The sequence below is a fragment of the Rhizobium sp. 268 genome, from assembly GCF_036571585.1.
Lineage (GTDB): Bacteria > Pseudomonadota > Alphaproteobacteria > Rhizobiales > Rhizobiaceae > Rhizobium > Rhizobium redzepovicii.
In genome coordinates, this window is the sequence record NZ_JAPPSO010000013.1 from 137,812 (window position 1) to 164,738 (window position 26,927).

Here is a 26,927-nt window from a genome sequence, read left to right on the forward strand (position 1 = left end):
TCGTTTCAGATCGCCAGGGATCGGGTTGATGGGCAGTTTCAGCCGGATTTCAAACTCTGTGCCTGGAAAGATCGCCTCCAGAGAGGCTGACATTACCCGGTCGCGACGCCATGACAAGGATGCCAACACGCTGGGCAGATGCAGTCACAGCCTTCCTCCGACATTTTCCAGAATGGCAGTGAGCTCCCCTGCCCCTGTCGCGACGGCGGCCGCTCCGGCGGCGTCGAGCACCGCGCGGCGGCCGGGCCTCGGATCGGCCGGATCGACAAATCCGATGGCCGTCATGCCTGCGGCTACGGCTGCCGCCACGCCATGGGCGCTGTCGTCGATCATGACGCATTTGGTCGGACGGGCCCGGAAACGCTCGGCGCAGTGCAGCAGAAGATCCGGCGCCGGCTTCGGCCGGGGGACCAGTTCGGCGCTGAAGACGTCCTCACCGAAGGCGCTCCACAGATCGAGTTTGCCCAGGCTGTTGCGCAGCCGCTGCATCGTGCTGTTCGATGCGACGCATTTCGGCCGGTTGAGGCTGTTGACAACCTCGGCAATGCCGGCAATCGGCGTCAGCGAACGGGCAAATTCGTCGAACAGATGACGATGCCACCTCTCGAACAGCCCGGTGACATCGCTGATCCCGTATTCGCGCCGGCACATCTCGGCAATGATGCTTTCCGAATTGCCGGTGAATTTGACATGAGCCTCCGCCGCGCTGATCGCTATGCCGGCGCCCTGCAGCGTTTCCGCCAAAGTGCGGCTGGCAATCGGCTCGCTGTCGATCAGCACCCCGTCGCAATCGAAGATCACGAGGTCGACGTTATCCATGCGCCCCGGCATACCGGGATAATCGATGCGGCTATCGAGCATGCCTCACCCCCGCGTCTGCAAGGCGAGATCCGGCCGGTCGGTAGTGATCTGCCGGATCGGTTTGGCAAGCCAGTATTCGAGATCGCTCGTTTCGTTCGGAACCCAGACCCCGAGTTGGTCGAGCGGCACAAGTTGGGTAATCTCGTCCCACTTTGCCCGCAGGAGCGATTTCTCGACGGCAATGACATCCGAGTATTGCCTCATCAGGCTGAGGCCGCTTGTCAGACCGAGACGCTCCGCCGATTTGGCGTCGAAGGACGACAGGGTGCGAATCCCGGGAGCGGCCTTGCGAATATCGGCAAGCACATCGGGTTGAAAGCTCGTCAGGATCGAGCGCTCCGCAAGACCAAGCCGCTCGACGGCGGAAAATGCCTTGGCCGCCAGATCCTCGTAAGGCGTCCCATCGGCATGGTTCTTCAGTTCGATATGAAGCTCGAGCGGCGTGTCCTTGAAGACCGCAAGGACCTCTTCCAGCGTCGGGATCGTCTCCCCGTCGCTGTCCTTGAGGCAGATTTCACGATGTTTTCCGGGGCCGAGGTCGGCAACCGGCCCGCGCCCATCCGTGGTGCGCTCCAGCGTCGGGTCATGAATGACGAGCATTTCGCCAGACTGCGTCAGGTGGATGTCGAACTCCACGCCATCGACCGCCATTTGCGCAAGTTTTCGGAAGCCCGAAAGACTGTTTTCAGGCCAGAGATTGCGGCCACCGCGGTGGCCGATGATATGCACCATCGTCTGAATATCCTTGAGATTCGGCGTGTTACTTTCCAGAGTCCACCAGCCCCTTGGTGAACCAGCGTTGCATGAAGAGAATGACGGCGGCAGGCGGAAGCATGACGAGCAGCGCAGCGCTCATCGCGATGTTCCAGGCAGGTGCCGAGTCCGAGACCGGAACGAGTTGCTTCAGCCCGAGGACCGCCGTTCCCATCTCCTTGTCGGTGGTGAACAGCAGCGGCCACAAATACTGGTTCCAGCCATAGAGAAACAGGATGATCGATAACGCCGCTGTATTGGCGCTCGACAGCGGCAGCAGGATATCCTTGAAGAATTTCAGCGGACCGGCGCCATCGAGCTTGGCCGCCTCGCAAAGCTCGTCGGGAACGGAGAGGAAGAACTGCCGGAACAGGAAGGTTGCCGAGGCCGAGGCGATCAGCGGCAGGATCAGGCCGCTATAGCTGTTGACCATGTTCCACTTCAGCGACGCTTCGATGCTGTATCCCGTCAGCCGCTCGACGATACCGGAAAGGCCGATCGTCCCGGCCAGCCAGCGAAGCGGCCCGGCGGCATCGGCGACCGCTTCGTAGGTCGGGATGATGCGGACCTCGACAGGAAGCATCAGCGACACGAAGATCAGCCAGAACGCCGTCATGCGAAATGGGAAGCGGAAATAGGTGACGCCGAATGCGGCGATTAGCGAGATCGCCAGCTTGCCGACGACGATGCCGGCGGTGACGATGATCGAATTCAGGAATAGTCGGGAGAACTCGCCCTGCTGCCAGGCGGCGGCGAGGTTTTCGAGAAATTGCGAGCCCGGCAAGACCGGGAATGGCGCCTGCTGTACCTCCTGCAAGGTGAGCGAGCCGGCGACGAAGGCGAAGTAGAGCGGCAGGCAGACGAAAATCGCGCCGATGAGCAGCACCGCGTGGCAGAAGATCGATAGACCGAGATGGCGTTCGGGCATGGCTACACCTGGTAATTGACCTTGCGCTCGAGGGCGCGGAATTGAACGATGGTGAACAGGATGGCGATCAGCATCAAAAGCACCGACTGGGCGGCCGACGAGCCGAGATCGAGCTGCACGAAACCATCTTGATAGACCTTGTAAACCAGGCTGTTCGTCGCCCCCGCCGGACCGCCGCGGGTGACCGCGTCGATGATGCCGAAGGTTTCAAACAGTCCGTAGACGAAATTCATCACCACGAGGAAGAAGATCGTCGGTGAGATTAGGGGAAGCGAAATGGTGAAGAAGCGCCGCACGGGTCTTGCGCCGTCGAGCTTTGCCGCCTCCAGAAGCGAGACGGGCACAGCCAGCAATGCGGCGACGAGGAAGATGTAGTCGTAGCAGACATTCTTCCAGACCGAGGCGATGGTGACCAGCAACTGCGCATCGAACGGACGCCGGTTCGGATCCCATTCGAGACCGAGCCCATGCAGGAATTGCGCAATAGGCCCAACCGCAGGATTGAACAGGAAGGCCCAGATCACCCCTGAGATCACGGGGGCGATCGCATAAGGCAGCAGGATGATGCTTTTATAGATCCCCCTTCCCTTGATCACGAAATCGGTCGCGAAGGCAAACAGGCCGGCAAGCAGAAGCGTTGCGGCATTCTGCGCGACGGTGAACCACAGCGTGAACAGCGCGCTTCCGCGATATTCCGGACTGGCGAATAGATTGTAGAAATTCTCCAACCCGACGAAAATCTGCGTGCCGCCGAAGGGATCGACCTGAACGAAGGCCAGCGACAGCGCCTTGTAGGATGGGATGAAAAAGAAGAACAGGAGGATCAGCAGTTGCGGCGCGACCAAGCCGAAGGCGAGCCAGGGCTTGTTGAAATGAGCCGACTTCAACCCGGGCTCCGAGGGCTGCGCGCTCCTCCGGCCTGTCGACAGAATATCCGGGATGCGAAGGCGCCTGGCGGCGCCCCCCATCTTTCCGAAGGTTCTACTTTGCTGCATGAAGCTGCTCATACTGGCGAAGGATCAGGTTTCCGCGGGCCGCCGCTGCATCCAGCGCCTGCTGCGGTGTCTTCTGGCCGGTCCACACACCCTGGATCTCTTCCACCAGAAGCGCCATCGACTGGTTATGATTGCCGAAGCGGAAGCCGCGCGAATTGTCGGTCGGCGTGCCCCGGGTGAGCTGGAGAATGGCGATTTCGCGAGTCGGGTGATCCTTGAAATAGCCTTCGGACTTGGCCTGCTCATAGGCGGCGTTGGTGACCGGCACATAGCCGGTCTGCTTGCTCCACCAGACCTGCGTCTTCGGCGAAGCGAGGAAGTTCAAGAAGGCGGCAGCACCCGCATATTCTTCCTCGGACTTGCCTTTCAGGACCCAGAGCGCGCCGCCGCCGATGGTGCTGTTCTTCGGCTCGATGCCTTCTTCATGTGGCAGGAACGTTGCGCTCCAATTGAATTTTGCACCGCTCTCGACGGCGGCATGCGCCGCTGTGGAGGCCACATAGGTCGAGCAGGTTCCAGACGTGAACAACTGGTCGGGCGAGAGGCCCTGGCCGGCGATCTGCAGGATGCCGGCGTCGAGCCACGTCTTCAGGCGCGTCACCTGACCGACGACCAGCGGGCTCTTGTTGAAGATGAACTCGGTATCGAGACCGCCGAAACCATTCGCCTTGGTGCCGTAAGGCTGGTCCTGGATCGCCGCGTAGTTTTCGATCAGGCTCCAGTAGAAATCGTTTGCGAGCGCCATCTGGCATTTTGAGACGCCCTTCTCCTTGATGGCGCCAAGCTGCTTGTCGAGTTCCTGCCAGGTCTCGCCCGGCTTGTCGAAGCCGGCCGCCTTGAAGTGATCGGCATTGTACCAGAAAATCGGCGTCGAGCTGTTGAAGGGCATCGCCGCCGGTTTGCCGTCGACGAGATAGAAGCCGGCCACGGGAGCGAGGAAGTCGTTCCAGTCGATCTTGTAACCTTCCTTCTCCATGAGTTCCGGCACCGGAATGACGGCGCCGGAATTGTACATGGTGAGGAAACCTCGCTCGGCAGCCTGGATCAGAACCGGCTGCTGGTGGACGCGGTAGGCGGCCACCATCGCCGCCATGGTCTCCTCGTAATTGCCTTTGCCGATGCCGACGACCTCGTATTTGTCCTGCGAGGCGTTGAAGTCGGCAATCAGCTTGTTGGTGATCTCGGCGAGCCGACCGCCGGCCGCATTCCACCATTCGATCTTGATGCGATCGGCCGCGCCGGCGTCGCCAGCATTGGCCAATCCGAGCGTCACCAGTGCAGCACCCGCCGCGAACGACCGGATCGTCCGCCCCATGCGGGCGCCTATCGAAGACTTTGCCGTCATTTCGTTTTCCTCTCCATTGCCGTTATTCGCCGACCGGCGCGCTCAGCGCCGATCAACCCCTCCCAGAGTGGCGATAAACAAGGTTGGGGTTACTTGTTACAAATGTCAATAGCGTGTTACAAATGTATGACGACACCTGAGGAGGATGCCATGGCAGCTATCGAACTGATCGATTTGAAGAAGAATTACGGCGCGGTTCCCGCGGTAAAAGGGATCAATCTCAGCGTCGCCGACGGCGAAATGATCGTGCTGGTCGGGCCTTCGGGATGCGGGAAATCGACCCTGCTGCGGATGATTGCCGGCCTTGAGGCCATCAGCTCCGGCCATCTCAGGATCGCAGGCAGCGATGTCGGCCATGTCGATCCGGCCGACCGCAACATCGCCATGGTATTCCAGAACTACGCGCTCTATCCGCACATGACTGTCCGTCAGAATCTCGAATACGGGCTCAAGAACCGCCGCGTGCCGCGTGACGAGATCGACCGGCGGATCGCCAGCGCCGCCGGCATCCTGGAAATCGGCGACTTCCTCGAGCGGCGCCCCCGCCAGCTGTCGGGCGGGCAGCGCCAGCGCGTTGCCATGGGCCGCGCCATCGTCCGCGATCCCGCCGCCTTTCTGTTCGACGAACCTTTGTCCAATCTCGATGCGAAGCTGCGCGTACAAATGCGCGTCGAAATCCGCAGGCTGCAGCGGCAGCTCAAGACCACGAGCCTCTATGTGACGCACGACCAGCTCGAGGCCATGACGCTCGCCGACAGGCTGGTCGTCATGAATGGCGGCCGGATCGAGCAGATCGGGACACCGATCGAGGTCTATCGCCGTCCCGAGACCGTCTTCGTTGCCGGCTTCATCGGTTCTCCGCCGATGAACCTTGTCGATCTCGACGAGCTGGGACCCTGTAACCTGGCACTTCCCAGAGACACGGATCTTTTAGGTATCAGGCCGAGTGCGATCAACCTCGGTGATGGGGCAGCACATGACCTCCGGTTCGACGCCAATGTCGAATTGATCGAAACCGTCGGTGACGAGAACAATGTCCACCTGCGCATCGATGGCAGCGACAAGCGCATCGTGGCGAGCGTTTCCACCGATCGACGCCTGCAGGAAGGCGATCGTACTTCGTGCCATGTAAGAAGGGACGGTTTGCATCCGTTCAACAGGACGACTGGGCGGCGAACCGATTGAGGGGAGTGAAGCAGATGACGATTGCCCCTTGCGATTGACAAGCGTCAGGGATTTGAGATCCATGGCCATCGAATTGGAGGCGCAGATTATTGCATGTCACAGAACAGAGGTGCTTCTTTCCAACCGATGGCGCTCCCCGACGAGCAGATGCAGGTGCGCGTGGTCTGGCTCTATTACATGGAGGGACGCACCCAGGGTGAGATTGCAGAAGCGCTTTCGACCAACCGGCTTCGCGTCAACAAGATCATCGCCGAGGCGCGCCGGTCGGGCCTGGTGACGATCACCCTCAATTCCCGGCTGACCTCCTGTGTCGCCCTGGAACAGCAGCTGGCCATGGAATTCTCTCTCAATCGCGCGATCATTGTACCGACACCTGAAGATGCGGATCTTATCCCTGTTCTGCTCGGCCAGGCGGCAGCCGATTATCTCGTGCAATTGCTGAACGGCGGCAACATCCGCGGCGTCGGCGTCGGTTGGGGAGCGACGCTCCGCGAAATGGTGCGTCATATGCCATCGCTGAGACGCCCTGATATTTGTGTCAATTCGGTCATGGGCGGGCTGACCCACGGCATCGAAATCAATACTTTCGACATTGCGAGCGATCTTGCTCGGCAGCTTAACGCGGAATGTTCCTATCTTGCTGCGCCGATCTATGCCGGCACGCCGGAGTCGCGCACGGCGATTATCAGGCAGGATGTCTTCGAGACGGCCTTTCGGCAGATCGAGGCCAATGACGTCATCGTGCTCAGCATCGGCGACATGACCGAACGCTCGCTGCTAATGCGCTACGGCCTGCCGAGCAGCATCAATATCGAGGAGCTCGTCGCAGCCGGCGCCTGTGGAGATGTGCTCGGCCAGTTCGTCGACAAAACCGGGCGCCCGATCGAACATGCGATAAACAGATGCGCGATCGCTCCCGAGCTCGAAGCCCTGCGCGCCATTCCGAACGTCATCTTCGCGTCTGGCGGCCTGAACAAGGCGCAGGCTATTGCTGCTGTGCTGCTGTCGGGTCTGGGCAACGTGCTGATCTGCGATGAAGAGACGGCCCGGCAAGCACGACAGCTTGCGCTCGATCTCCGGGCGCGCAGCGGTTCATAGAGCCGTGGGGCAACCGGCGGGAACAGAGAGAGGCTCTGCCGGTGCCGCCTTGTCGATTGCGTAGAGCTTGGCGAAGCCGGCATCCTCGATCAGCGTCAGGCCGGCCGGCATCGCGGTGCCGACATACCGGTCGGGCATATCCGCATTGGCGACGAGGATGAAATCGAAACGCCTGCGCCAGTCCGAGAGATAAGGCGCATAGTCTCTATATTCCTGCATCATGTCAGGGCATGAAAGCACGCCGATCGACACGAGATCGCCCTCGGGAACCGCGATCTCCGACCAAGGCGGCAGAACAGTGAGCGGCTGCTTGCCTTTGGCGGTGAACAACGTCGGCACGAAGGCATGCGAGAAGGGTACGGCAAGCGTCGGCAAATGCCGGAAGGTGTCCAGTCCCCAGGCAAAATGCCGGTTGGAATGGGCGATGTCGCCGACCATCTCGGGTTCGTGCCCTAGAGGCAGAACAGCCGCGCCGGCCGGCACCTTTTTCAACACGGTCTCGACGGCATTGACGTCCCTCTGCGCCAGCCACCAGTTCCAACCGATCCAGCCGGTCCGGCCGAAAACCGCGAGATTGACGACAAGCGCCAGCAACAGCGCCTGCCGGCGCGTGAGATTGGCGAAGGGGCACACCATCGCCATGGCGACAAGCGCCGTCATGATCGGAAAGCGCCAGCTGATCCATCCGGTGTTGAGCATGTGGAGCGGTGCGACACAGGAAAGAAGCAGCAACCCGCAGGCCGCGACGGCAAGGCCCGCATGCATACGGATGTCGCCTGCGCGAACGGCGCGCGTGCAGATGAGGATCAGCGGCAGAATCAGCAGGACATCCACCGCCGGGACATAGGTGGTGATGGCGGAAAACAGGTTCATGACGATCAGGATGACGCCATCGTTCCAGACAAGGCCAAGGCCATCGCCGCCGGCGTTCGGCAAAGCGGTCGTGCGAAGATAGAGCGCGAGCGGCGGGAGGACGCAGGCGCCGATCGCCAGCGCCAAACGGCCGGCGAGCCTCATCAGCCCCGCCTTCGATCGCACGATGTCGAAACGCCAGGAAAATTCGAGACCGCAGACGATCGCCATATAGAAGCCGAGTGAGAAGATGTGCATCACAGTCAGCAGCAGCGCGGCGGCAAGTCGCCAGGCAAAAAGCAGAACCGGATTTCGGCGCTGCAGCCGCAGGTCGGCGCAGGCGAAGAACAAGGCCATGCCGAGGCCGATCTGGAAGTTGATGAAGCCGCCGATCATCGTGGCGCACCAGCCAAGCGACAGCATGGCGATCTGCCAGTAGTGCCGGCCGCCGAAAAGCGCCCGGTGCAGGCTGATCGCGCCAAGCGGCGGCAGCACGATCGCCAGGAAAAGCAAAGTCCGCGCCAACCTATCGGCGCCGACCAGCGGTCCTACCGAGATCGCCAGAAGATCGATCCCGACATTGGTGAAGGTGCGGTTCCAATCGATCGCATAGATCTCAGGAAACGGCCGTTCGCCGATCCCACCCGAAAGAAGCCAGATACGGGCGTAGTGATTTGCGTAGTCGAGAACCGGCGGAAAGCGGAACAGTGTCACCAGGACCGCGGTGAGGACCACGAAAGCAATGATCGCGACCGTGGAATCCTGCCGGGCGGTCAAATCCTCAGGCCCGGCAGCCGCATGAACAGGTGCAGCAATCCGGTCCATCATCCGGTCCGGCTGTTCTTTTTCGAGCGCGCTTCGCCTGGTGCAAAGGCCGCATCCAATGCTGCGCGTTTGTCGCCGGCGCCCATCTCGGAAAAAGCGGTCGGCAGCTCGGCATGTTCGTTGCCGCGAAGGATCGTCTCGATCATGAACATCGGCCGCCGCTTGCTCTCCTGCACGAGACGGCCGAGATATTCACCGATGATGCCGATGCAGATCAGCTGGATGGCGCTGAAGGCGCTGACGGCGGCCATGATGGACGACCAGCCGGTGACCGTCTCGCCCTGCAGCCAGCGAATAAAGGTATAGACGAGCAGCGCCATCGCGACGCTGGCGCTGATCATGCCGAGCCATGTGGCGATGCGCAGCGGCGTCGTCGAAAAGCTGGTGATCGCATCGAGCGCGAAATTGATCATCTTGCGCAGCGGATACTTCGTCGTGCCGGCAAAACGGGCGTCGCGCTCATAGGGCAGCGCCACCTGCCTGCCGCCGATCCAGCTGACCATGCCGCGGATGAAACGGTCGCGCTCCGGCATCGCCAGCAGTATATCGACGACGCGCCGGCGCATCAGCCGGAAATCTCCGGTATCGCGCGGGATGGTCACGGAAGCGAGCCTGGAGAGCGTGCGATAGAACAGCGAAGCGGTGGCGAGTTTGAACCAGCTTTCGCCCTCGCGGCGCGTGCGCTGGCCGTAAACGACATCGGCGCCGCGCTCCATGATCGGCATCATCATCAAAAGCAGCTCGGGCGGGTCCTGCAGGTCGGCGTCGATCAAAAGTACGCGCTCGCCCCGCGACGCGGAAAGGCCGGCCGTCGAGGCCAGTTGGTGGCCGTGATTGCGCAGGAGACGAACGCCGAGCACCTGCGGCAGCTTCGCCGCCAGATCCGAGATGATCTCCCAGGTGCCGTCGGACGAGCCGTCATCGACGAGGATGAGCTCAAAGCTGTCGCCGGCAACGCTCTGCGCCGCGGCGGCAGCGCGGCGGCAGAACTCGCGCAGCCCCTCCTCCTCGTTGTGACAAGGCGCGACGATGGAAAGAGACGGTGCTTGCGTCATGCGGACGGCGGTGCCTGCTTGATTGATCGCGCCAGCCTAGCCCGGAAACGTCAAACATCCTTTAATGACCGGATGGCGGCCGCCGAAGGTCCTTGAATACTATTCCGCCGCCATGATCTCGCGCCCGCCATCGACATCGCGGGCGGGCGAGGCTCCATAAAGGCGGCTGTATTCGCGGCTGAACTGCGACGGGCTCTGATAGCCGACGCGGTGGCCGGCGGTGCCGGCGTCGAGCCGCTCGACGAACATCAGCCGGCGTGCTTCATGCAGGCGAAGCTGCTTTTGATACTGCACCGGCGTCATCGCCGTGACCGATTTGAAGTGATGATGGAAGGACGAGACGCTCATGTTGACGCGGTCGGCAAGGTCTTCGATGCGCAGCGGCCGCGCGAAATTCTCCTTCAGCCAGGCGACGGCGCGCGCGATCCTGTTGCTGTGGCTGTCTGACGTGGCGATGTTGATCAGCCGGGCGCCATGCGGCCCGGTCAGCACCCGGTAGAGGATTTCCTGCTCGATCAGTGGCGCCATGGCGGGAATGTCGCCTGGACGATCGAGCAAGCGCAGCAGGCGGACGGCGGCATCCATCAGTTCCGGCGGCGCCACGTTCACCACCATGCCGCGCTGCCCGTCGGTATGGGCGGCCGGACGCGGAATATCGATGCGGCTGAGCAGCTCCAAAAGCTTTTCGGAATCGATTGCCAGCCCCAGGCAGAGATGCGGAACCTCGGGGCTTGCCTCCGTGACCCGCCAGGCGACGGGCAGGTCGAGCGAGGTCAGCAGATAATCCCCCGTCCCGTAGCTGATCTGTTCCGTGCCGAGCTGAAGGCTCTTGGCTCCCTGTAGCACGAAGGCAAAACAGGGCCGGTAGCTGCTGTGCAAGGGATCGCTGGGCTTGGACCGGCGGCTGACATGAAGATTGCCGATTGAAGTGGAGAACTCACCGTCGTGAGGCGCAAAGCGCATCGCGATATCGACGATCTCCTGATAGGGGCTGAAGGGCAAAGTCATGCTGCAACTCTCTCTGTCAGCTGTCTGACTGTCAGCTGTCTGGCGCGGGCGATACCGCCCTTATCTAGAGTGTCTTTGCCATTTCGCAAACAGGCGGGTGCCCGACTTTTGCAGGATCGTGCAAGAAGCTGAGAGGATCGCTCTAACGCCCTCGCTAACATCCGGGCAATAGTCTGCCATCCCGCTCAACCCCTCCCAACCCCAAAAGGAAGCTTCAGATGGCTATCGCAAAAGGCTATGCCGCAACCGACGCGTCGCAACCGCTGACCCCCTTCACCTTCGAGCGCCGCGAACCCAATGATGGCGACGTCGTTATCGCAGTTCAATATTGCGGCGTCTGCCACTCCGACATTCACCAGGCCCGCAACGAGTGGGGCAATTCCATCTTCCCGATGGTACCGGGCCACGAGGTCGCCGGCGTCGTTTCCGCCGTCGGCTCCAAGGTCACGAAATTCAAGGTCGGCGACCGCGTCGGCGTCGGCTGCTTCGTCGATTCCTGCGTGGGCTGCGCCACGCGTGACCTGGATTACGAGCACTACATGCCGGGCCTCGTCCCGACCTATAACGGCTATGAAGCCGACGGCGCGACCCCGACCTTCGGCGGCTACTCCGACACGATCGTCGTCAAGGAAGGTTATGTGCTGCGCTTCCCCGACAATATTCCGCTCGATACCGGCGCCCCGCTGCTTTGCGCCGGTATCACGCTTTATTCGCCGCTCGCGCATTGGAAAGCCGGTCCCGGCAAGAAGATCGCGATCGTCGGCATGGGCGGTCTCGGCCATATGGGTGTGAAGATCGGTGCTGCCATGGGCGCCGACATCACCGTGCTCTCCCAATCTCTGTCGAAGAAGGAAGACGGCCTCAAGCTCGGCGCCAAGGACTATTATGCAACGAGCGACGCAGAGACTTTCACCAAGCTCGCCGGCACCTTCGACCTGATCATCAACACGGTCGGCACCACAATCGACTGGAACGCCTATCTCAACCTGCTGAAGTCTGACGGCACGATGGTTCTGGTCGGCGTTCCCGAACACCCGGTACCGGTGCACGCCTTCTCGGTCATCGGCGGGCGCAAGAGCCTGGCGGGCTCGATGATCGGCTCGATCAAAGAAACCCAGGAAATGCTCGACTTCTGCGGCAAGCACAACATCGTCTCCGAGATCGAGAAGATCGACATCCAGAATATCAACGAAGCCTATGAGCGGGTCGTCAAGAGCGACGTCCGCTACCGCTTCGTCATCGATATTGCCTCGCTGTCGGCTTGAGGAATGAAAGGCGGCTCCTTCGGGGGCCGCCTTTTTATTGATGGGCCGGCATCCTCCTAGCCGCCATATCGGAGTGACCGCCCCGTGCTTCCAGGCTCCGGCCTTCGGCCTGCGCATCTCAGCAGGAGGCTCTCGCGGACTGCAGCTGCAGCAGATATTCGACCGGGTTGAACGGATCGGGCCCCGAACGCCGGCGCAGGCGCGGTGGCCCGGCCATCGGGGCGTAGTGATCGAAAGCGGTTTCCATCGTCCCTGCCCCGCTCGTCAGGCCCGGCAATTGCTGCTGGACGCTTTGAACCATCTGAGACGCGAGAATGCCTTCGAGCCGCGCCACGCCATCGGCGATCACGGAATGCGACGTCGCCGCAGCGGACTTCGCCAGCAGAGTCAGCACGCTGCTCAAGCTCTCGACAGGCGCTTCCAGGTGAAAGCGGTCGAAAGGCTCGCAGACGGCCGTTTGCGCAGCCGAGAGCGCCGTTGCCAGCACCCAGGGCGTCAATTGCCGGAAATCGGCGGCAGTGCTTGCGGGCGAACTGTGCCGGGCCGCCGTCATCGCCACATGGCAATCGATGACCTGCCAGCCGAAAATGCCCTGCTTCAGCGTCTCGAACACGGTTTCCTCGACCGCCCGGTAAAAGGCGACGGGCATCTGGCCGACCTCCACCTCGAGCGCGAAGCTGTTGCCTGCGCCGGCAGGACGCGGCTCGACGCGCAGGCCGATGGTGGCGAGAAACGGATTTGGCTCCTTGAAGAGTATCTGCAGGCCGACCCCGCTGCCGACGGGTCTTTCGACCAGGATGACCGTGCTTTCCTCGAAACCCGCCTCGAGGCCGAAATCCGTCAGCAGCGTCGATTGGATCACTTCCTTCTGCACCTCGCCATAAAGCGACACGAAGACTTCATTCGTCTCCTCGGCCCTGCGCAAATTGATCAGCGGATCCTGCTCGGCCATCTGGTTCAGCGCCAGCCAAATCGCCGCGCTGTCCGAGGGCCGCCGGGCAAGCACGCGCGTTTCGAGCGTCGGCGGGGCAAAGTAAGCCCGCCCGCCCGAGGCCGGATTGCGGCCCACCGCATCACCGATCTGGGCACCGGCAAGGCCGCTGACGCGGGCGATCTGGCCGGCGCAGAAGCTCGCGGCGCCATGGCTGCGGCCGGCCTCGAACACATGGATTGCAGTCACCCGTTCCTCTCCCCCCGGCAGATCCAGATATTGCCGCAGCCGCAGGGTCCCCGAAGTCAGGTAGAGATAGGCGAGCTTTTCGCCGCCCCAGCCGCGCTCGATCTTGAAGATCTTGCCAGCGACCGGCCCGTCCGGATCAAGCCGCCGCTCGGGCAACAGCGTCGCGATGGCCGAGCTTAGCGCCGGCACGCCGGCGCCGGTCATGGCCGCTCCTGCGAAAACGGGATGCACCAAGCCCATTGCCACCTGATCGGCCAGACTGCGCCCGAGCCTTTCCGTGGTCAGTCGTTCTGGGACGAGCACATAGTCGTCGAGCAGCGCCTGGTCGTTCTCACCGAGCGCCTCGCAGAGCGCTGAAAAAAGCGGCTCGTCTCCCGGCGCCAGAGCCTCCACCCGGGCAAGCTTGCTGCCGGCATCGATGACGGAGGACATGGCGATGGGACGCACCGCCAGTTGCGCGGCAAGGGCCTCCGTCACATCCCCGTACCGCGCGCCGAGACGATCGACCTTGTTGATGAAGAAGACGAAGGGAACGCCGAGCCGCCGCAGCGCCCGCACCAGCACACGCGTCTGCGCCTGTACGCCTTCGACCGCCGAAACGACGACGACCGCCGCATCCAGCAATCCAAGCACCCGCTCGACCTCGGCGATGAAATCGGGGTGGCCGGGCGTGTCGATCAGATTGACGACCCTGTCGCCGATCGCAAACGACACCACCGCGGCCCTGATCGTGATGCCGCGCTGTCGCTCGAGTTCGAGGGTATCAGTCTGTGTATTACCGGTATCGACGCTGCCAAGCTTGTCGATGACGCCGGCGTCAAAAAGCAGTCTTTCGGTAAGACTAGTCTTGCCTGCATCCACATGGGCGAGGATGCCCAGATTCAAAGTGCGCATGAACCACCAACTTCTCAGAAATTCGGACGTGATTTTCGTGAGAAGTGACTCGGCGCATTGGAACCTCTATCCGTTGATACGGCTGGATGCGACACCCCAGGTGGTGGTTGGGGGACGCGGGCGGGATGCTAAGGCGGTGTGGGGAGATGAGTCAAGCGTGGGAGTATTGCCTCAGCCACCGTTCGGTAGAAATCCGGTGCGGGCCTTCGCCACCCACCCTTTCCTGTGACGAGCACAGGAATGACGGAGGAGAGGGTTTACCGTGTGGCACCCCCTTGCTGTCCACCGGCTCGACTCGAAGCTAGAGGCTACCCCTCCTCCCGCATCGTCTCCCGCTGGGTGATCAGCCGGGCGCTGTGCTGGCCGCTGAGATAGATCCACAGCCAACTCCAGGCGACGGAGAAGCGCGAGCGGGTGCCGATCAGGAAGTAGATGTGGGCAAGGCCCCAGATCCACCAGGCGATCCATCCCTTCAGCTTGATACGGCCGAAATCGATAATCGCCGCACTCTGGCCGATCGTCGCAAGGCTGCCCTGATGCCGGTAGCGAAAAGGCGCTGGCGCCGATTTTCCCGACAGGCGGGCGCGGATGACCTTGGCGACATAGCCGCCCTGCTGCTTGGCCGCCGGCGCGATGCCCGGCACCGGTTTGCCGTCCCCGCGCATGACGGAAGCGGTGTCGCCGATGACGAAGACATCGGGCAGGCCAGGCGCGCTCAGATCCTTCTCGACGACGACGCGCCCCGCCCGGTCGGCCGGCACACCGAGCCAGCGGGCCGCCGGCGAGGCGGTGACGCCAGCCGCCCAGACGATCGTCCGGCTGGCGACGAAGGTCTCGCCGATCTTCACGCCGTCGGCGTTGCAGTCGGTCACCGGCCTACCGAGATGAATCTCGACGCCGAGTTTTTCCAGCGCCGTCTGAGCATAAGCCGAAAGCTCCTCGGCGAAGGTCGGCAGCACCCGCGGGCCCGCCTCGACCAGCACGACGCGGGTCTTGCGCGTATCGATGTTGCGGAATTCCTTCGGCAGCGTGAAATGCGCGAGCTCGGCGATAATGCCGGCAAGCTCGACGCCGGTCGGCCCGGCACCGACGATGGTGAAGGTAAGAAGCGCGTCGCGCGCGGCGGGATCGCGCTCCATCTCCGCCTTCTCAAAGGCAAGCAGCACGCGCCGGCGGATCGTCGTCGCATCCTCCAGCGTCTTCAGGCCGGGCGCCACCGGTTCCCATTCGTCACGACCGAAATAGGCATGCGTCGCCCCGGTCGCCAGCACCAGCGTATCGTAACCCAGAGTTATGCCGTTGCGCAGCGACACCGTCCTGGCGCCGCTGTCGACGCCGGTGACCTCGCCGAGGAGCACAGTCACATCGGGCCGGTCGGCATAGAGGCGGCGGATCGGCCAGGCGATCTCCGAGGTGGAAAGGATGGTGGTCGCCACCTGATAGAGCAGCGGCTGGAAAAGATGATGATTGCGCCGGTCAACGAGCGTGACCTTCACACCCGCCCCCTTCAACCCGTTGACGAGTTGCAGCCCGCCGAAACCGCCGCCGACAACGACGACATGATGATCGCTCATGACCTGCCCCTTTTGCGCCATTTCGCTCGAAACCAATGTGGCTTTTGCCGCGAATGTTGCAACTGCCGTTTCGGCATGCCTGCCCTGCGCCGCCGGCAGTGGAGAGGGTTCGATGATTATCGGCTTTTCCTGTGGGAAAGCTCATGGGAGCCGAACTCGGGCCGAGTCGTAACCACCCAGCCCGAGCGTCAGCCGCGGTTCAACACAGGCATGCCGTGTCGCCGGGTCGCAATACGGGGGTCGCCTCGAAGCAGTTCACGGCGCAGATGCGTAACGCGCCGATCAATAGGGACCGACGCACTGGCGACGGGGTCCGTGATAGGGCTGGAACGTATTGTCGAACGCCCTGTACGAACGATAGCGCGAATAGCACCAAGCCTCGTGGCTTCCGCCTCCTCCATAATAGGCAGAAGATGCATAGGCGCGGTACGGCCGGCCATAATAGCGGTAAGGCGAGCCATAGTAGCGATAGGGCGAACCATAATAGCGGTAAGGCGTACCGTAATAGCCGCCGTAGGGTGAGCCATAATACGAGCCGTAATAGGGCTGGGACAATGCGCCGCCTATGATCGTACCGACGGCCAGACCGCCCAAGGCCCAGCCCCAACCCGATCCATGACTGTGATGGTAACCACCGTGATGGCCGCCACCCCCGTGGCCATGGCCGCCATGCCATTGCACATACTCTGTCGGCTGCTGAGGTTCGATCCTGGGTGCGGTGATAGCCGGAAACGCCTGCGCCGGTACGCCGGGCATACCTATGATCAAGCATAACGCTGAAATGGTTAGCTTTCTCATGACTGTTCTCCTCTACTCCTCCAAGAGGAGGCATAGCTTCCCCTCCTCCTGAACCAAAGGTGAACGCAATATGTCGAAAAACGTTCCGTATCGAGGCAGATTAATCGCCATCGATGGCGCGGAGAACTATCGGCTTTTCATGCAATCGAGCCGTGCTTTTTCCAGAAGATTAAAAACTTGCCGCACGCTGTCGATTCCCAGAAGCTGAGGGTCTCTTGACAGGCTGGGCGTCCAGACGCCTGCCGTTTTGTATCGCTGAAAAGAAGACGTGCCGAATGTGATCGTCCCCCTACCGAAACTGCCCTCTTCGAGATTGATCGACGGCAGCAGGTCGAGTTGGGTGGCAGAGAAATTCGGAAGGAGACCGCTTCTGCGAATGATGACGCGCCGGTCGGTCAGGGCGTATTCGGTACGCGCCCGCACGGCCGCATCGACGACAAAGCGTGCCGCGATCAGGTAAAGGCCTATCAGAACGAACGGGATACCCCATAGGCGCATGAAAACCGGCGTTCCCGGCGTGGTCAATACGCTGGTCTCCCAAAAGAGAGCGAAGCCGCCCCAAAAAAGAGAGAAGGGAACGAGGGCGAAATCCCACATTGTCAGACGAAATCCCTGTGCTGGACGCCCCGACCAAAGAAGTTTTTCGCCTGGCAGAAAATAGCTATGAATATCGCTGTTGCTCATATTATCGCAGCCTCTCAAAATGCCGTTTTATCGGGCATAGCCCACGGGTATCGCCATTCCCTGTTTCAACTCCTCCATCGAGATCGACGCCGAGACGTCGAAGAGTTCCAGCTTGCGCACGATCTGCTTATAAATGACATCGTAATGCTCGACGCGCGGCAGCACGATCTTCAGGATGTAATCGTGGTTGCCGGTCAGCCGGTGCGCTTCGACGATCTCGGGGATGTCGCTGATGATCCTGCGGAAGGTTTCCGTCCATTCGTCGGAATGGTGTGCCGTCTTGACGAGCGCGAAGACCGTCGTCGGCACGCCCATCCTTTCCCGGTCGAGCACGATGATGCGCCGAAGGATATGGCCGCTTTCCTCCAGCCGCTGAATGCGGCGCGAGCAGGCCGAGACCGATAGCGCCACGTATTCGGCCAGATCGGTCACGGATATGCCTGCATCTTTCTGCAGCGTGTCGAGAATGCGTCTGTCACGATCATCAAGCATGTGCCTTAAGGAAATCCTCCGCCCGATTTTTGCACGGTTTTTAAAAACTGCGCAAAACCATAGCAGATATTTGATATGGAAGACAAACAACGCAAACACACCGCGCGAGCATTGCGGCATCATTTTCAAAACTCGCAGCATGGGAGCATGAAGAGATGAAAACGATCGGCCTGATCGGCGGCATGAGTTTCGAAAGTTCGGCGGTCTATTATCGGCTCGTCAACGAGATGGTGCGCGCCCGCAAAGGCGGCCTTGCCTCGGCCGAGCTCATTCTGCATTCGGTCAATTTCGAGGAGATCGTCGCACTCCAGAAGGCAGGCGACTGGGCTGGCGCAGCTCGCCGCCTCGGCGAGGTGGCAGCGCGTCTTGAGGCCGCGGGCGCCGGCTGTATCCTCATCTGCACCAACACCATGCACCTGATTGCCGATGAGGTCGCCGGCAAGATCTCCGCGCCGCTGATCCACATCATCGACGAGACGGCGAAATCGCTGCATGCGGCCGGCCGTAAGCGTCCGCTGCTGCTTGCCACCCGCTACACGATGGAGCACGGATTCTATACCGACCGGATGAAGAGCCTCGGTCTCGATATCATGGTGCCCGACGCCGCCGACCGCACCACTGTGCACGACATCATTTTCAACGAGCTTTGCGCCGGCAGGGTGCACGACAGTTCGCGCGAAAAACTGATCGATATCATCGACCGCGCCGCAGAGCACGGCGCCGACAGCATCATCCTCGGCTGCACCGAGATCTGCCTGATCCTTGATCCCACCCGCCTGCCGCTCCCGGGCTTCGACACCACGTCGATCCATGCCCATGCGGCGGTGGATTTCGCTCTCGGCGACGACGAAGCGGAAACGGAAGAAGCTGCGTGAGTACGCTACAGTTTAGTTGACTCAGTCCACTAAATATATAACGAATGTCTTCGTTTGAAGGCCTCGGTCTCATCGACGAGCCTAGCTTACTTACGCGCCGTCATCCTCGACCTTGTGCAGAGGATCTGCTACCCATCGACCGGAAGCAGATGCTTGGAACAAGCCCGAGCATGACGAATGGTGAGTGGCCGGCCTTGTCGGCAAGTCCGAGGTCTCCATTGGGAGGCCTTTGCCATGTCCGATACCGCTCTCATCGAAACCGCCCGCGATTTCAACCGCTTCTACACGAACTTCCTCGGCCTCTTGAACAAGGCCTATCTCGACTCCCCCTTCACGCTGACGGATGCCCGCATTCTCTTCGAGATCGGATCGCATGACGGCATCAGCGCCGCAGCCCTTGTCCGCGACCTGCATCTCGACCCTGCCTATCTCAGCCGCATTCTCAAGCGCTTTCGCGCCGAAGGGCTAATCGAGGCCAGTCCAGATCCGGCCGACCTGCGCAGCCAGATCATCGATGTCACCGATCGGGGACGCGCGCAGTTCGAGGAACTCGGCCGGCGCGCCAATGCCCAGATCGCCGCCCGATTCGACAATCTGGCGATCGGCGAACCGCAAGCCATCGTCTCGGCCATGGACACGATCCGCGCCCTGCTCGACCCGGCAGCCAAGCCCGCCCCCGCTGTCATCCGCGCCCACCGCGCCGGCGATATCGGTTGGATCGTTCAGAGCCAGAGCCGCTTCTACGCCGAGGAATATGGCTGGGACCTACGCTTCGAGGCGCTGGTCGCCGAGGTCGCCGGCAAATTCCTCGCCAATTTCGATCCCGCCAACGAATATTGCTGGATTGCCGAACGCGGCGGCGTCAATGTCGGCTCGGTCCTCGTCACCAATGGCGGCGATGGCATCGCCAAGCTGCGGCTGCTCTATGTCGACAAGTCGGCCCGCGGCCTCGGGCTCGGCAAGCTGCTGGTCGACGAATGCATCCGCTTTTGCAGGCAGAAAGGCTACCGCGAACTTCAGCTCTGGACCAATGACATGCTGGAGACCGCCCGCGCCATCTACGTCAAATCAGGCTTCCGCCTTGTCTCCGAAGAGAGACATCGCATGTTCGGCCCCGAAGCGAATGGCCAAAACTGGGTTCTCACCCTCTGAATCACTGCGTCGCAAAATTTCGCTTGATTTGGAAACGTTCATTTCCTAATTAGGCGTACATGAATGCAACGACACTCCAACTGAAAACCCGCAGTCGCGGCCGTCCGCGGGAATTCGACGCCGAGGCGGCACTCGACGCGGCGCTGCGTGTCTTTTCCGAGCGCGGCTACCATGCCGCCTCGATCAGCGAACTGACCGAAGCCATGGGGCTTGCCGCCGGCAGTGTCTACAAGGCCTTCGGCGATAAGCGCGGCATCTTCCTCGCCGCCTTCGACCGCTACCGTGCCGTGCGTCGCGGCCTGCTCGATGCCAAGCTGGCACGTGCAGAGACCGGCCGCGACAAGCTCCATGCGCTCATCACCTTCTTTGCCGGCTCTTCCCACGGTGAAATCGGCAGGCAGGGCTGCCTCGTCGTCGGCAGCGCCGGCGATCTCGCCCTCTTCGACGAAGAGGCGGCTGAGCGCGTCGCCACCGCCTTCATCACCGACGAAACGCTTCTCGCCGACCTCATTCGCCTCGGCCAGTCCGACGGCTCGATTTCGGCGGATATCGATGTATCGGCTGTGGCACTTGCGCTTCTCTGCCTCACCAAGGGCATGCGCGTCATCGGCAAGACGGAACGCAGTGGCGAAGAAATGGCCGCGGCTGCCGAAGCCGCGATGAAGCTGGTGACCTGACTTCCGCCCAGGGGAATGCCTGCATTCCCCTGCGCGCCCGGAAACGGGTGGCCGCCGGCAGACCGATTTGCGATTAATCCATTCAATCATACCGGAGTTTCTGATGAGCATTTCAGCCACCGCGCCGGATAAGGCCATTCCACGGGCGCTATCCCCCTGGCTCACCTTTCTTTTTGCCGCCGCCTGCGGTCTGGTGGCCGCCAATCTCTACTACGGCCAGCCGCTTGCCGGTCCGATCAGCGCCGAGCTCGGTTTCACGCCTGCCGCAACCGGCCTGATCGTCACGCTGACGCAGATCGGCTACGGCCTCGGCCTGCTGCTGATCGTGCCACTCGGTGACCTCACGGAGAACCGCCGGCTTGTGCTGCTGCTGGTTGCCGTCTCCGCTGTTGCGCTGATCGGTGCGGCCCTGGCTTCGACACCCACAGCCTTCCTCGTCGCCTCGCTCTGCATCGGCCTTTCATCGGTCGCCGTTCAGGTCCTGGTTCCCTTTGCCGCCAACATGGCGCCCGACGCGACACGCGGACAGGTCGTCGGCAACGTCATGAGTGGCCTGCTCTGCGGCATCATGCTGGCCCGCCCCTTCGCAAGCTTCGTCGCCGAGGCCTCGTCCTGGCATGTGGTCTATTATGTCACCGCAGCGCTGATGATCGTGCTCGCAGTCATCCTGCGCGCCAACCTGCCGGTGCGCGTGCCGAAGACGAAGCTGCGCTACGGCGAGTTGCTGGCTTCCATGGGCCACTTGGCGCTGACCTCACGCGTGCTGCAGCGCCGGGCGCTTTATCAGGCCGGCATGTTCGGCGCCTTCAGCCTGTTCTGGACGACGACACCGCTGCTGCTCGCAAGCCCGGCCTTCGGCCTGACGCAAAACGGCATCGCCCTCTTTGCGCTTGCCGGCGCTGCCGGCGCCGTTGCCTCGCCGATTGCCGGCCGGCTTGCCGATCGCGGCATGACGAAAATTGCCTCGACGCTTGCCATGCTGCTCGGCATGGCTTCCTTCCTGATCAGCCATTTCGCCGCGGACGGCTCGCTGACCGCCCTGATCCTACTGACTGTGGCGGCGATCATGCTCGATTTCGGGGTGACGACCAATCTCGTCTGCGGCCAGCGTGCCATCTATGGCTTGAACCCGGAACATCGCAGCCGGCTGAACGGCCTGTTCATGGCCACCTTCTTCGCCGGCGGCGCGCTCGGCTCGGCGCTCGGCGGCTGGGCCTATGCGACCGGCGGCTGGACGATGACCGCCTGGATCGGCTTCGCCTTCCCGGCGCTTGCTTTCCTGCTGTTCCTCACGGAACGGCGCGACAGGTAAGCTGACCTGACGCATAATCCCGAAAATCGGAGTCGATCTCAGGATGATACGTGAGTTAAAGTACGAGGACGACAGGGTTTTCTCGTTCTTACAGGGATGCTTCCGGCATGCAAATGGATGAAGAAAAGATCGACGATGCCGTTCTCGCTTTGCTCTGGCTGACGCTGCATGACGGCGATCGGGCCTGGAAAGGGTTCGACTGGGACGCGATGGATCGTTTGTACAAGAAGGGTCTGATTGCCAATCCCGCGGGCAAGGCCAAATCAGTTGTTCTGAGCGACGAAGGGTTGCAGCGGTCGGAGGAATTGTTCCGCGCTCTGTTTACGCGATCGACGTAAAGAGGTCCTCACCCCTTAACCATCGGCGGAATCGAAATGTGAGCGGGCGGCTCGCACCGCATCATGGTTGGCTTCCGCCCAGTTCAACAGCTGCGACAGCGGCTGGTAGAGCGAGCGGCCCAGTTCGGTCATCGAATATTCGACGCTCGGCGGTTTGGTCGGGAAGACCTCACGAGCGATATAACCGTCCCTTTGCAGATCACGCAGCGTCTGTGTCAGCATGCGCTGCGAAATATCGGGCAGCATCCGCCGCAACTCACCGAACCGACGGGGCTCCGCCGCCAGCACTTCGAGCAGCAGCGTCGACCATTTTCCGCCGATCTGCTGCATCATGTCCCTGACCGGGCAGTTGGAAAAATCAAGGCCGGCAAGATCGATCTTGCGCCGCGCCCCCGGCATCCTGTTTTTCAGACTGACGACCGCGCCGCTCATGAGCTGGTTCCCTTTTGGTAACGTAGAGCCGAAAAACTGCCTCCTTTACACCGCCAAGTCAATTCCTATTCTAGTGCTGCTCTCTTTTTGAGACTACCTATCGAGCACAGAAGGAACCGACTTATGAGCGAAACCATCCTGGTCACCGGCGCCGCCGGACAGCTCGGCCAGCGCGTCATCCATCACCTCATCGAGACCTATAAGGTCGCCCCCGGCCAGATCATCGCGGCGACGCGCAACCCGGAAAAGCTCGCCGAACTCGCAAACAGGGGCGTTATCACCCGCAAGGCCGATTTCGATGACGCGGCAGGCCTCGAGAAGGCGTTCGCCGGCGTCGACCGCCTGCTGATCATCAGCACCGATGCGCTGGATACCCCCGGCAAACGCCTCGCCCAGCACAAGGCGGCCGTTGCCGCTGCCGCCAAGGCCGGCGTCAAGCACATCGCCTATACCTCGATGCCGGCGCCGGACGATTCGCTCGTCACCTTCGCGCCTGATCATCTCGGCAGCGAAAACGCCATCAAGGCGAGCGGCCTCGCCTACACGATCATCCGCGACGCCTGGTATCACGACAATTACCTGCACAGCATGCCGCACAACCTGCAGGGCGGCAAATGGTACAGCGCCACGGGCGACGGCAAGGTCTCGACGATCTCGCGTGACGACTGCGCCCTGGCGATCGCCGCCGTCCTTGCCTCCGGCACATCGGACAGCGCCACCTACACGCTGACCGGTGCGGTGTCTCTCGACAACCGCCAGATCGCCGGCATCGCCGCCGAAGCCGCCGGCAAGCCACTCGAAGTGGTCGACGTCAATGACGAACAGCTCGGTCAGGGCATGCGCGGTGCCGGCCTCCCCGGCTTCGTCGCCGACATGCTGGTGTCGGCCGACGCCAACATCCGCGCCGGCAAGTTCGACATCGTCACCGAGGATTTCACCAAGCTGACGGGCAAACAGCCGCAATCGCTGAAGGATTTCTTCGTGGCGCATAAGGCTGCTTTGACGGCTTGAGACCGAGGCTTGCCCCCTTCCTCGGATTTCACCTGAGGAAGGGGGCACGGCATGCTTGATCCTTTAGTGGAAGAAGCTCCTCATTGCAGAGGAGTCATTCACGGCGGGACGCGCCGTGGCTGGATTCCTGTGACAAGCACAGGAATCCAGCGCGCCCAAGTCCTTGGGCGCAGGGCACTCTTTCCTCGCGGCAAATTGAGTGAGTCGCGATCAAACCTTCTGCCCACACGCCCTGCAGAACCGCCTGACCGTCTCGGCCATGCCATATTCCAACGCATCGGCGGTCAGCCCATGGCCGATCGACACCTCGGCAAGCGCCGGAATGCGCTTCACCAGATCGGGCAGGTTTGCGACCGTCAGGTCGTGGCCGGCATTAACGGCAAGGCCGATCGCCAGCGCCGCATCCGCCGTCCGTCCGAGCGCTTCGAGAATCGGGGCCGCCCGTTCCGGCGCATCGTAACAGCCGCCATAGGGACCGGTATAAAGTTCGATCCGGTCGGCGGCGACGGCCTTGGCGATCTCGACGGCTTCAGCATCCCCGTCTCCGTCGGCAAACAGCGACACCCGGCATCCCATCGTCTTCAGCCGTGCGACGGCATCGGTCAGAAATGCCCGGTGCTTGCGGAAATCCCAGCCGTGATCCGAGGTCGCCTGCGCGGGATCGTCAGGCACCAGCGTCACCTGCTCGGGCGCGGCTCCGGCGCAGAGGTCAAAAAATTCCTGCGTGGGATAACCTTCGATGTTGAACTCGGCGTTCGGGAATTCGTCATCGATCAGATTGCGGATCACGGGCAGGTCGGAAAAGCGAATGTGGCGCTGGTCGGGGCGCGGATGCACCGTCAGGCCGCTCGCTCCTGACGCAAGGGCGATTCGCCCCAGCGCTTCGACGCTCGGCCAGGGCAGGTCGCGCCGGTTGCGCAGCATGGCGACGGCGTTGAGGTTCACGGAGAGCTTGGCGGGCATGGCTGGCATCCATCGGTCACGGAAACGGGATGCCCTGCTTTAAGCCAAGTGCTCTGCAATGGCCAACGAGATTCGCAGATGGATGCGATGCCGGACGTTGATGAAACCCAAGCATTTCAATCGAACATCGACGGCAAGCGTAGCGCAAACAGTAATTCCCGCTACCTTCCGAAGATGGCCGGATCATGCGGCAGTGCAGCACATGTTTTGCTGCAGCACAGAAGGCGTGCCGGCAAAATATGCCCTTACGTTGCTATCCCATTTAAAAGAGATTATTTTTAGCACTTATAAAAGAGATCGTTCACGCATAACGTGGACATTGTATCGCGTAAACGTAGGCCGCGTACTGCTTCTTTCCCAATGACAAGAACGCCAGAGGAAAACCCCACTCGCCGCGCCTGGGAAGCAACTGGCAAATCCGCATGAGGTGCAACACGATGCCCTAGGAGGGTTCATGCCAGACGGTTCCAAACGCCTGTTTGCTGCCGCCGGTATCGCTTCGGAGGTCCGGTCGAAATACCGGTTTCTGCCTTCGGCTGCGCTGCCGCCGGATCTACCGGACGGTCCGGTGCCAATCGCCGATATGGCCAACGCATTCGGCGTTACGCACAGGACACTGCATTTCTACGAAGAAAAGGGGTTGATTTCTGCCAATCGAATCGGGCTGATGCGGGTCTACGGCCAGGACGACGTGATGCGCATGGCTGTGATCACCGTCTGCCGCGAGACCGGCATGCCGATCGCCGTCATCCAGGAATTGATGGACGAGCTTCGCAAGGCCGATTCGCAGGAAAGGGCCGAAGCGATGTTCCGCGAGGCGCTGCAGGTGCGCAAGCGCGAGCTGACTGCAGAGATGTCGACGCTGCACCGCCAGCTCCAGCAGGTGGGCGACCTTCTGGATTACGACAACAGTGTCGAAGAGCCGCCGCTCAACGACAACCAGGACAGCGCAAGCCTGACCCCGCAGGAGCGGCGTTGCCTGGAACTGATGGCGGAGGGCTATTCCACCCAGCGAATCGCCCGGGCGCTCGATCTGAAGCATGATGAGACGAGGGATCTCGAAGCCGCAATCATCCTGAAATTCCGCGCCAACAACCGCTTCCAGGCGATCGCCAAGGCCGTTCTGCTCGGCATCGTGCAGGCATAATCTTGAACGCCTGACTGCACCGCGGGCAAGCCTGGCCCACGCTCTCGACGGCCGCCACCGTCGCCTCCCGCCAATCCTATCAGCGCACGATCGTCAGCGTCTCCGCCGCGCGTGTGATGGCCGTATAAAGCCAGCGTTCCCGCGTATCGCGAAACGCCCAGCTCTCGTCGAAGAGCACGACGTCGTTCCATTGCGAACCCTGCGCCTTGTGAACGGTCAGTGCATAGCCGTAGTCGAACTCGTCGTAGCGCTTGCGGGTGTTCCAGGGGATTTCGCCTTCGACATCCTCGAAGGCCTGTTTCAGGAGCTTGATCTTGGCGGCGCCCCGATCCATGTCGTCGTCTTCGGGCCGGACCAGCAGATTGATGCCGGGCTTCGTCGTTTCCTTGGACGAGGTCATCACCTGCCAGAGCGAGCCGTTGAGCAGGCCTTTGGCCGGATCGTTGCGGAGGCAGACGAGTTTGTCGCCGGTCTGCGGATACTCGGCATTAAAGCCTTTCAACTCGCGCAGGCGCTGATTATAGCGCCGCCGCGTCCTGTTGGTGCCGACGAGCACCTGATCGGCTTTCATCACGAGATCCTGCGTAACCTCGTTCTTCGAGATCACCTTGGCCGTGCCGTAGTCGCCATACATCACCTCATTGCCCTCACGCACCTGCATGGCGAGCTTGATGATCGGATTGTCGCGCGCCTGCCGGTGGATATCGGTCAGCAGGTAATCCGGATCTTGGTTGGTGAAGTATCCGCCGCCGCTGACCGGCGGCAACTGGCCGGGATCGCCGAGCACCAGGATCGGCGTGCCGAAGCTCATCAGATCCTTGCCGAGCGCCTCGTCCACCATCGAGCATTCGTCGACGATGATCAGCGCCGCCTTGGCGACCGGGCTTTGCCGGTTGATCGAAAACATCGGCGCGATCGAGGTCTTGCCGGTCTCTTCGTCCTCCACTGCCTCCTCGCCGCGTGGCCGGTAGATCAGCGAATGGATCGTCTTGGCGTTGGAGGCGCCGCGCGAGCGCAGCACTTGTGCCGCCTTGCCGGTGAAGGCGGCAAACAGCACGTCGCCGTCGACATTCTCGGCGAAATGCTTGGCAAGCGTCGTCTTTCCCGTCCCGGCATAGCCGAACAGGCGGAAGAGTGGCGAGCGCCCTTCATTCAGCCATTTCGAAACAGCCTTGAGGGCTTCATCTTGTTGCGGCGCAAATTGCATGATCGGAGGACTTGGCAGGAT

General features: G+C 61.7%; 27 protein-coding genes. 11 read left to right on the top strand and 16 right to left on the bottom strand.

Going from position 1 to position 26,927, the window contains the following annotated elements; genetic code table 11:
* Positions 1-144: 144 nt before the first annotated feature.
* The 5 genes from OS035_RS24710 to OS035_RS24730 are packed head-to-tail and all read right to left on the bottom strand — an operon-like array spanning position 145 to position 4,882.
* Positions 145-861: an HAD-IA family hydrolase gene (locus tag OS035_RS24710; RefSeq protein ID WP_097629347.1), complete on the bottom strand. Its 717-nt coding sequence runs from the start codon at positions 859-861 to the stop codon at positions 145-147.
* A gap of 3 nt (positions 862-864) precedes the next feature.
* Positions 865-1,593: a glycerophosphodiester phosphodiesterase family protein gene (locus OS035_RS24715; protein ID WP_097629346.1), complete on the bottom strand. Its 729-nt coding sequence runs from the start codon at positions 1,591-1,593 to the stop codon at positions 865-867.
* 28 nt (positions 1,594-1,621) lie between these two features.
* Complete coding sequence (locus OS035_RS24720; protein WP_331814192.1) at positions 1,622-2,542, bottom strand: ABC transporter permease subunit; 921 nt, start codon at positions 2,540-2,542, stop codon at positions 1,622-1,624.
* A 2-nt stretch (positions 2,543-2,544) separates the two neighbouring features.
* Positions 2,545-3,510: an ABC transporter permease subunit gene (locus tag OS035_RS24725; protein ID WP_183779641.1), complete on the bottom strand. Its 966-nt coding sequence runs from the start codon at positions 3,508-3,510 to the stop codon at positions 2,545-2,547.
* 13 nt (positions 3,511-3,523) lie between these two features.
* Positions 3,524-4,882 carry an extracellular solute-binding protein gene (locus OS035_RS24730; protein ID WP_097629344.1) on the bottom strand — a complete coding sequence of 453 codons (1,359 nt, stop codon included), beginning with the start codon at positions 4,880-4,882 and terminating at the stop codon, positions 3,524-3,526.
* A gap of 150 nt (positions 4,883-5,032) precedes the next feature.
* On the opposite strand from OS035_RS24730, the gene OS035_RS24735 reads away from it, so the two are divergent.
* Positions 5,033-6,067 carry a sn-glycerol-3-phosphate import ATP-binding protein UgpC gene (locus OS035_RS24735; protein ID WP_097629343.1) on the top strand — a complete coding sequence of 345 codons (1,035 nt, stop codon included), beginning with the start codon at positions 5,033-5,035 and terminating at the stop codon, positions 6,065-6,067.
* Positions 6,068-6,160: 93 nt separating this feature from the next.
* Entirely contained in the window at positions 6,161-7,165 is a 1,005-nt protein-coding gene (locus OS035_RS24740) for a sugar-binding transcriptional regulator (protein ID WP_097629342.1), read from the top strand.
* Here OS035_RS24740 and OS035_RS24745 read toward each other — a convergent pair.
* The 3 genes from OS035_RS24745 to OS035_RS24755 form a co-directional block, all read right to left on the bottom strand.
* Complete coding sequence (locus tag OS035_RS24745) at positions 7,160-8,842, bottom strand: hypothetical protein (protein ID WP_097629341.1); 1,683 nt, start codon at positions 8,840-8,842, stop codon at positions 7,160-7,162. The genes OS035_RS24740 and OS035_RS24745 overlap by 6 nt on opposite strands.
* Positions 8,842-9,897 carry a glycosyltransferase family 2 protein gene (locus tag OS035_RS24750; protein ID WP_097629340.1) on the bottom strand — a complete coding sequence of 352 codons (1,056 nt, stop codon included), beginning with the start codon at positions 9,895-9,897 and terminating at the stop codon, positions 8,842-8,844. Before OS035_RS24750 ends, OS035_RS24745 begins: the two co-directional genes overlap by 1 nt.
* Positions 9,898-9,996: 99 nt before the next feature.
* Entirely contained in the window at positions 9,997-10,905 is a 909-nt protein-coding gene (locus tag OS035_RS24755; RefSeq protein ID WP_097629339.1) for an AraC family transcriptional regulator, read from the bottom strand.
* Positions 10,906-11,123: 218 nt separating this feature from the next.
* Between OS035_RS24755 and OS035_RS24760 the strand changes: the two genes are divergently transcribed.
* The gene (locus OS035_RS24760; RefSeq protein WP_097629338.1) at positions 11,124-12,170 is read left to right on the top strand and encodes an NAD(P)-dependent alcohol dehydrogenase; all 1,047 of its coding nucleotides are present in this window, start codon (positions 11,124-11,126) and stop codon (positions 12,168-12,170) included.
* Positions 12,171-12,288: 118 nt separating this feature from the next.
* Here the strand turns inward: OS035_RS24760 and OS035_RS24765 are convergent, their stop codons facing one another.
* The 5 genes from OS035_RS24765 to OS035_RS24785 form a co-directional block, all read right to left on the bottom strand.
* Positions 12,289-14,244 (bottom strand): GTP-binding protein, encoded by a 1,956-nt coding sequence (locus OS035_RS24765; protein WP_183779602.1) that lies wholly within the window; start codon positions 14,242-14,244, stop codon positions 12,289-12,291.
* Between the two features lie 308 nt (positions 14,245-14,552).
* On the bottom strand, positions 14,553-15,818 hold the full coding sequence (locus tag OS035_RS24770) for an NAD(P)/FAD-dependent oxidoreductase (protein ID WP_097629385.1): 1,266 nt from the start codon (positions 15,816-15,818) through the stop codon (positions 14,553-14,555).
* Between the two features lie 282 nt (positions 15,819-16,100).
* The gene (locus OS035_RS24775) at positions 16,101-16,616 is read right to left on the bottom strand and encodes a BA14K family protein (protein WP_183779605.1); all 516 of its coding nucleotides are present in this window, start codon (positions 16,614-16,616) and stop codon (positions 16,101-16,103) included.
* A 126-nt stretch (positions 16,617-16,742) separates the two neighbouring features.
* Complete coding sequence (locus tag OS035_RS24780) at positions 16,743-17,300, bottom strand: hypothetical protein (protein ID WP_097629335.1); 558 nt, start codon at positions 17,298-17,300, stop codon at positions 16,743-16,745.
* A gap of 27 nt (positions 17,301-17,327) precedes the next feature.
* Positions 17,328-17,792, bottom strand: coding sequence for an Lrp/AsnC family transcriptional regulator (locus tag OS035_RS24785; RefSeq protein ID WP_097629334.1), 465 nt, complete (start codon positions 17,790-17,792; stop codon positions 17,328-17,330).
* A 155-nt stretch (positions 17,793-17,947) separates the two neighbouring features.
* On the opposite strand from OS035_RS24785, the gene OS035_RS24790 reads away from it, so the two are divergent.
* The 5 genes from OS035_RS24790 (at position 17,948) to OS035_RS24810 (ending at position 22,146) form a co-directional block, all read left to right on the top strand.
* Positions 17,948-18,667, top strand: a complete 720-nt coding sequence (locus OS035_RS24790) for an aspartate/glutamate racemase family protein (RefSeq protein WP_097629333.1) — start codon at positions 17,948-17,950, stop codon at positions 18,665-18,667.
* A gap of 234 nt (positions 18,668-18,901) precedes the next feature.
* The gene (locus tag OS035_RS24795) at positions 18,902-19,819 is read left to right on the top strand and encodes a bifunctional helix-turn-helix transcriptional regulator/GNAT family N-acetyltransferase (protein ID WP_331814193.1); all 918 of its coding nucleotides are present in this window, start codon (positions 18,902-18,904) and stop codon (positions 19,817-19,819) included.
* 59 nt (positions 19,820-19,878) lie between these two features.
* A complete protein-coding gene (locus tag OS035_RS24800) occupies positions 19,879-20,496 on the top strand; it encodes a TetR/AcrR family transcriptional regulator (protein ID WP_097629331.1) in 618 nt (205 codons plus the stop codon).
* Positions 20,497-20,599: 103 nt separating this feature from the next.
* Positions 20,600-21,808: an MFS transporter gene (locus OS035_RS24805; protein WP_097629330.1), complete on the top strand. Its 1,209-nt coding sequence runs from the start codon at positions 20,600-20,602 to the stop codon at positions 21,806-21,808.
* A gap of 107 nt (positions 21,809-21,915) precedes the next feature.
* Positions 21,916-22,146, top strand: coding sequence for a DUF6429 family protein (locus OS035_RS24810; RefSeq protein ID WP_097629329.1), 231 nt, complete (start codon positions 21,916-21,918; stop codon positions 22,144-22,146).
* Between the two features lie 15 nt (positions 22,147-22,161).
* On the opposite strand, the gene OS035_RS24815 is transcribed toward OS035_RS24810, so the two are convergent.
* Entirely contained in the window at positions 22,162-22,578 is a 417-nt protein-coding gene (locus tag OS035_RS24815; protein WP_183779609.1) for a winged helix-turn-helix transcriptional regulator, read from the bottom strand.
* A 123-nt stretch (positions 22,579-22,701) separates the two neighbouring features.
* On the opposite strand from OS035_RS24815, the gene OS035_RS24820 reads away from it, so the two are divergent.
* A complete protein-coding gene (locus OS035_RS24820; protein ID WP_183779611.1) occupies positions 22,702-23,589 on the top strand; it encodes an SDR family oxidoreductase in 888 nt (295 codons plus the stop codon).
* Between the two features lie 210 nt (positions 23,590-23,799).
* On the opposite strand, the gene OS035_RS24825 is transcribed toward OS035_RS24820, so the two are convergent.
* Complete coding sequence (locus OS035_RS24825; RefSeq protein ID WP_183779613.1) at positions 23,800-24,552, bottom strand: pyridoxine 5'-phosphate synthase; 753 nt, start codon at positions 24,550-24,552, stop codon at positions 23,800-23,802.
* 78 nt (positions 24,553-24,630) lie between these two features.
* Here OS035_RS24825 and OS035_RS24830 point away from each other — a divergent pair, with 78 nt between their 5' ends.
* Both OS035_RS24830 and OS035_RS24835 read left to right on the top strand, forming a co-directional pair.
* Entirely contained in the window at positions 24,631-24,834 is a 204-nt protein-coding gene (locus tag OS035_RS24830) for a hypothetical protein (RefSeq protein WP_131711353.1), read from the top strand.
* Between the two features lie 172 nt (positions 24,835-25,006).
* Positions 25,007-25,699, top strand: a complete 693-nt coding sequence (locus tag OS035_RS24835) for a MerR family transcriptional regulator (RefSeq protein ID WP_097629325.1) — start codon at positions 25,007-25,009, stop codon at positions 25,697-25,699.
* Between the two features lie 79 nt (positions 25,700-25,778).
* Here OS035_RS24835 and OS035_RS24840 read toward each other — a convergent pair whose 3' ends face one another.
* Positions 25,779-26,906, bottom strand: coding sequence for an ATP-dependent DNA helicase (locus OS035_RS24840; RefSeq protein ID WP_003593484.1), 1,128 nt, complete (start codon positions 26,904-26,906; stop codon positions 25,779-25,781).
* Positions 26,907-26,927: the final 21 nt, after the last annotated feature.

What these genes read in the sequence shown, in the direction of transcription:
- OS035_RS24710 (WP_097629347.1), bottom strand. Translation starts at nt 861, where the DNA reads ATGCTCGATAGCCGCATCGATTATCCCGGTATGCCGGGGCGCATGGAT.
- OS035_RS24715 (WP_097629346.1), bottom strand. Translation starts at nt 1,593, where the DNA reads ATGGTGCATATCATCGGCCACCGCGGTGGCCGCAATCTCTGGCCTGAA.
- OS035_RS24720 (WP_331814192.1), bottom strand. Translation starts at nt 2,542, where the DNA reads ATGCCCGAACGCCATCTCGGTCTATCGATCTTCTGCCACGCGGTGCTG.
- OS035_RS24725 (WP_183779641.1), bottom strand. Translation starts at nt 3,510, where the DNA reads ATGGGGGGCGCCGCCAGGCGCCTTCGCATCCCGGATATTCTGTCGACA.
- OS035_RS24730 (WP_097629344.1), bottom strand. Translation starts at nt 4,882, where the DNA reads ATGACGGCAAAGTCTTCGATAGGCGCCCGCATGGGGCGGACGATCCGG.
- OS035_RS24735 (WP_097629343.1), top strand. Translation starts at nt 5,033, where the DNA reads ATGGCAGCTATCGAACTGATCGATTTGAAGAAGAATTACGGCGCGGTT.
- OS035_RS24740 (WP_097629342.1), top strand. Translation starts at nt 6,161, where the DNA reads ATGTCACAGAACAGAGGTGCTTCTTTCCAACCGATGGCGCTCCCCGAC.
- OS035_RS24745 (WP_097629341.1), bottom strand. Translation starts at nt 8,842, where the DNA reads ATGGACCGGATTGCTGCACCTGTTCATGCGGCTGCCGGGCCTGAGGAT.
- OS035_RS24750 (WP_097629340.1), bottom strand. Translation starts at nt 9,897, where the DNA reads ATGACGCAAGCACCGTCTCTTTCCATCGTCGCGCCTTGTCACAACGAG.
- OS035_RS24755 (WP_097629339.1), bottom strand. Translation starts at nt 10,905, where the DNA reads ATGACTTTGCCCTTCAGCCCCTATCAGGAGATCGTCGATATCGCGATG.
- OS035_RS24760 (WP_097629338.1), top strand. Translation starts at nt 11,124, where the DNA reads ATGGCTATCGCAAAAGGCTATGCCGCAACCGACGCGTCGCAACCGCTG.
- OS035_RS24765 (WP_183779602.1), bottom strand. Translation starts at nt 14,244, where the DNA reads ATGCGCACTTTGAATCTGGGCATCCTCGCCCATGTGGATGCAGGCAAG.
- OS035_RS24770 (WP_097629385.1), bottom strand. Translation starts at nt 15,818, where the DNA reads ATGAGCGATCATCATGTCGTCGTTGTCGGCGGCGGTTTCGGCGGGCTG.
- OS035_RS24775 (WP_183779605.1), bottom strand. Translation starts at nt 16,616, where the DNA reads ATGAGAAAGCTAACCATTTCAGCGTTATGCTTGATCATAGGTATGCCC.
- OS035_RS24780 (WP_097629335.1), bottom strand. Translation starts at nt 17,300, where the DNA reads ATGAGCAACAGCGATATTCATAGCTATTTTCTGCCAGGCGAAAAACTT.
- OS035_RS24785 (WP_097629334.1), bottom strand. Translation starts at nt 17,792, where the DNA reads ATGCTTGATGATCGTGACAGACGCATTCTCGACACGCTGCAGAAAGAT.
- OS035_RS24790 (WP_097629333.1), top strand. Translation starts at nt 17,948, where the DNA reads ATGAAAACGATCGGCCTGATCGGCGGCATGAGTTTCGAAAGTTCGGCG.
- OS035_RS24795 (WP_331814193.1), top strand. Translation starts at nt 18,902, where the DNA reads ATGTCCGATACCGCTCTCATCGAAACCGCCCGCGATTTCAACCGCTTC.
- OS035_RS24800 (WP_097629331.1), top strand. Translation starts at nt 19,879, where the DNA reads ATGAATGCAACGACACTCCAACTGAAAACCCGCAGTCGCGGCCGTCCG.
- OS035_RS24805 (WP_097629330.1), top strand. Translation starts at nt 20,600, where the DNA reads ATGAGCATTTCAGCCACCGCGCCGGATAAGGCCATTCCACGGGCGCTA.
- OS035_RS24810 (WP_097629329.1), top strand. Translation starts at nt 21,916, where the DNA reads ATGCAAATGGATGAAGAAAAGATCGACGATGCCGTTCTCGCTTTGCTC.
- OS035_RS24815 (WP_183779609.1), bottom strand. Translation starts at nt 22,578, where the DNA reads ATGAGCGGCGCGGTCGTCAGTCTGAAAAACAGGATGCCGGGGGCGCGG.
- OS035_RS24820 (WP_183779611.1), top strand. Translation starts at nt 22,702, where the DNA reads ATGAGCGAAACCATCCTGGTCACCGGCGCCGCCGGACAGCTCGGCCAG.
- OS035_RS24825 (WP_183779613.1), bottom strand. Translation starts at nt 24,552, where the DNA reads ATGCCCGCCAAGCTCTCCGTGAACCTCAACGCCGTCGCCATGCTGCGC.
- OS035_RS24830 (WP_131711353.1), top strand. Translation starts at nt 24,631, where the DNA reads ATGGATGCGATGCCGGACGTTGATGAAACCCAAGCATTTCAATCGAAC.
- OS035_RS24835 (WP_097629325.1), top strand. Translation starts at nt 25,007, where the DNA reads ATGCCAGACGGTTCCAAACGCCTGTTTGCTGCCGCCGGTATCGCTTCG.
- OS035_RS24840 (WP_003593484.1), bottom strand. Translation starts at nt 26,906, where the DNA reads ATGCAATTTGCGCCGCAACAAGATGAAGCCCTCAAGGCTGTTTCGAAA.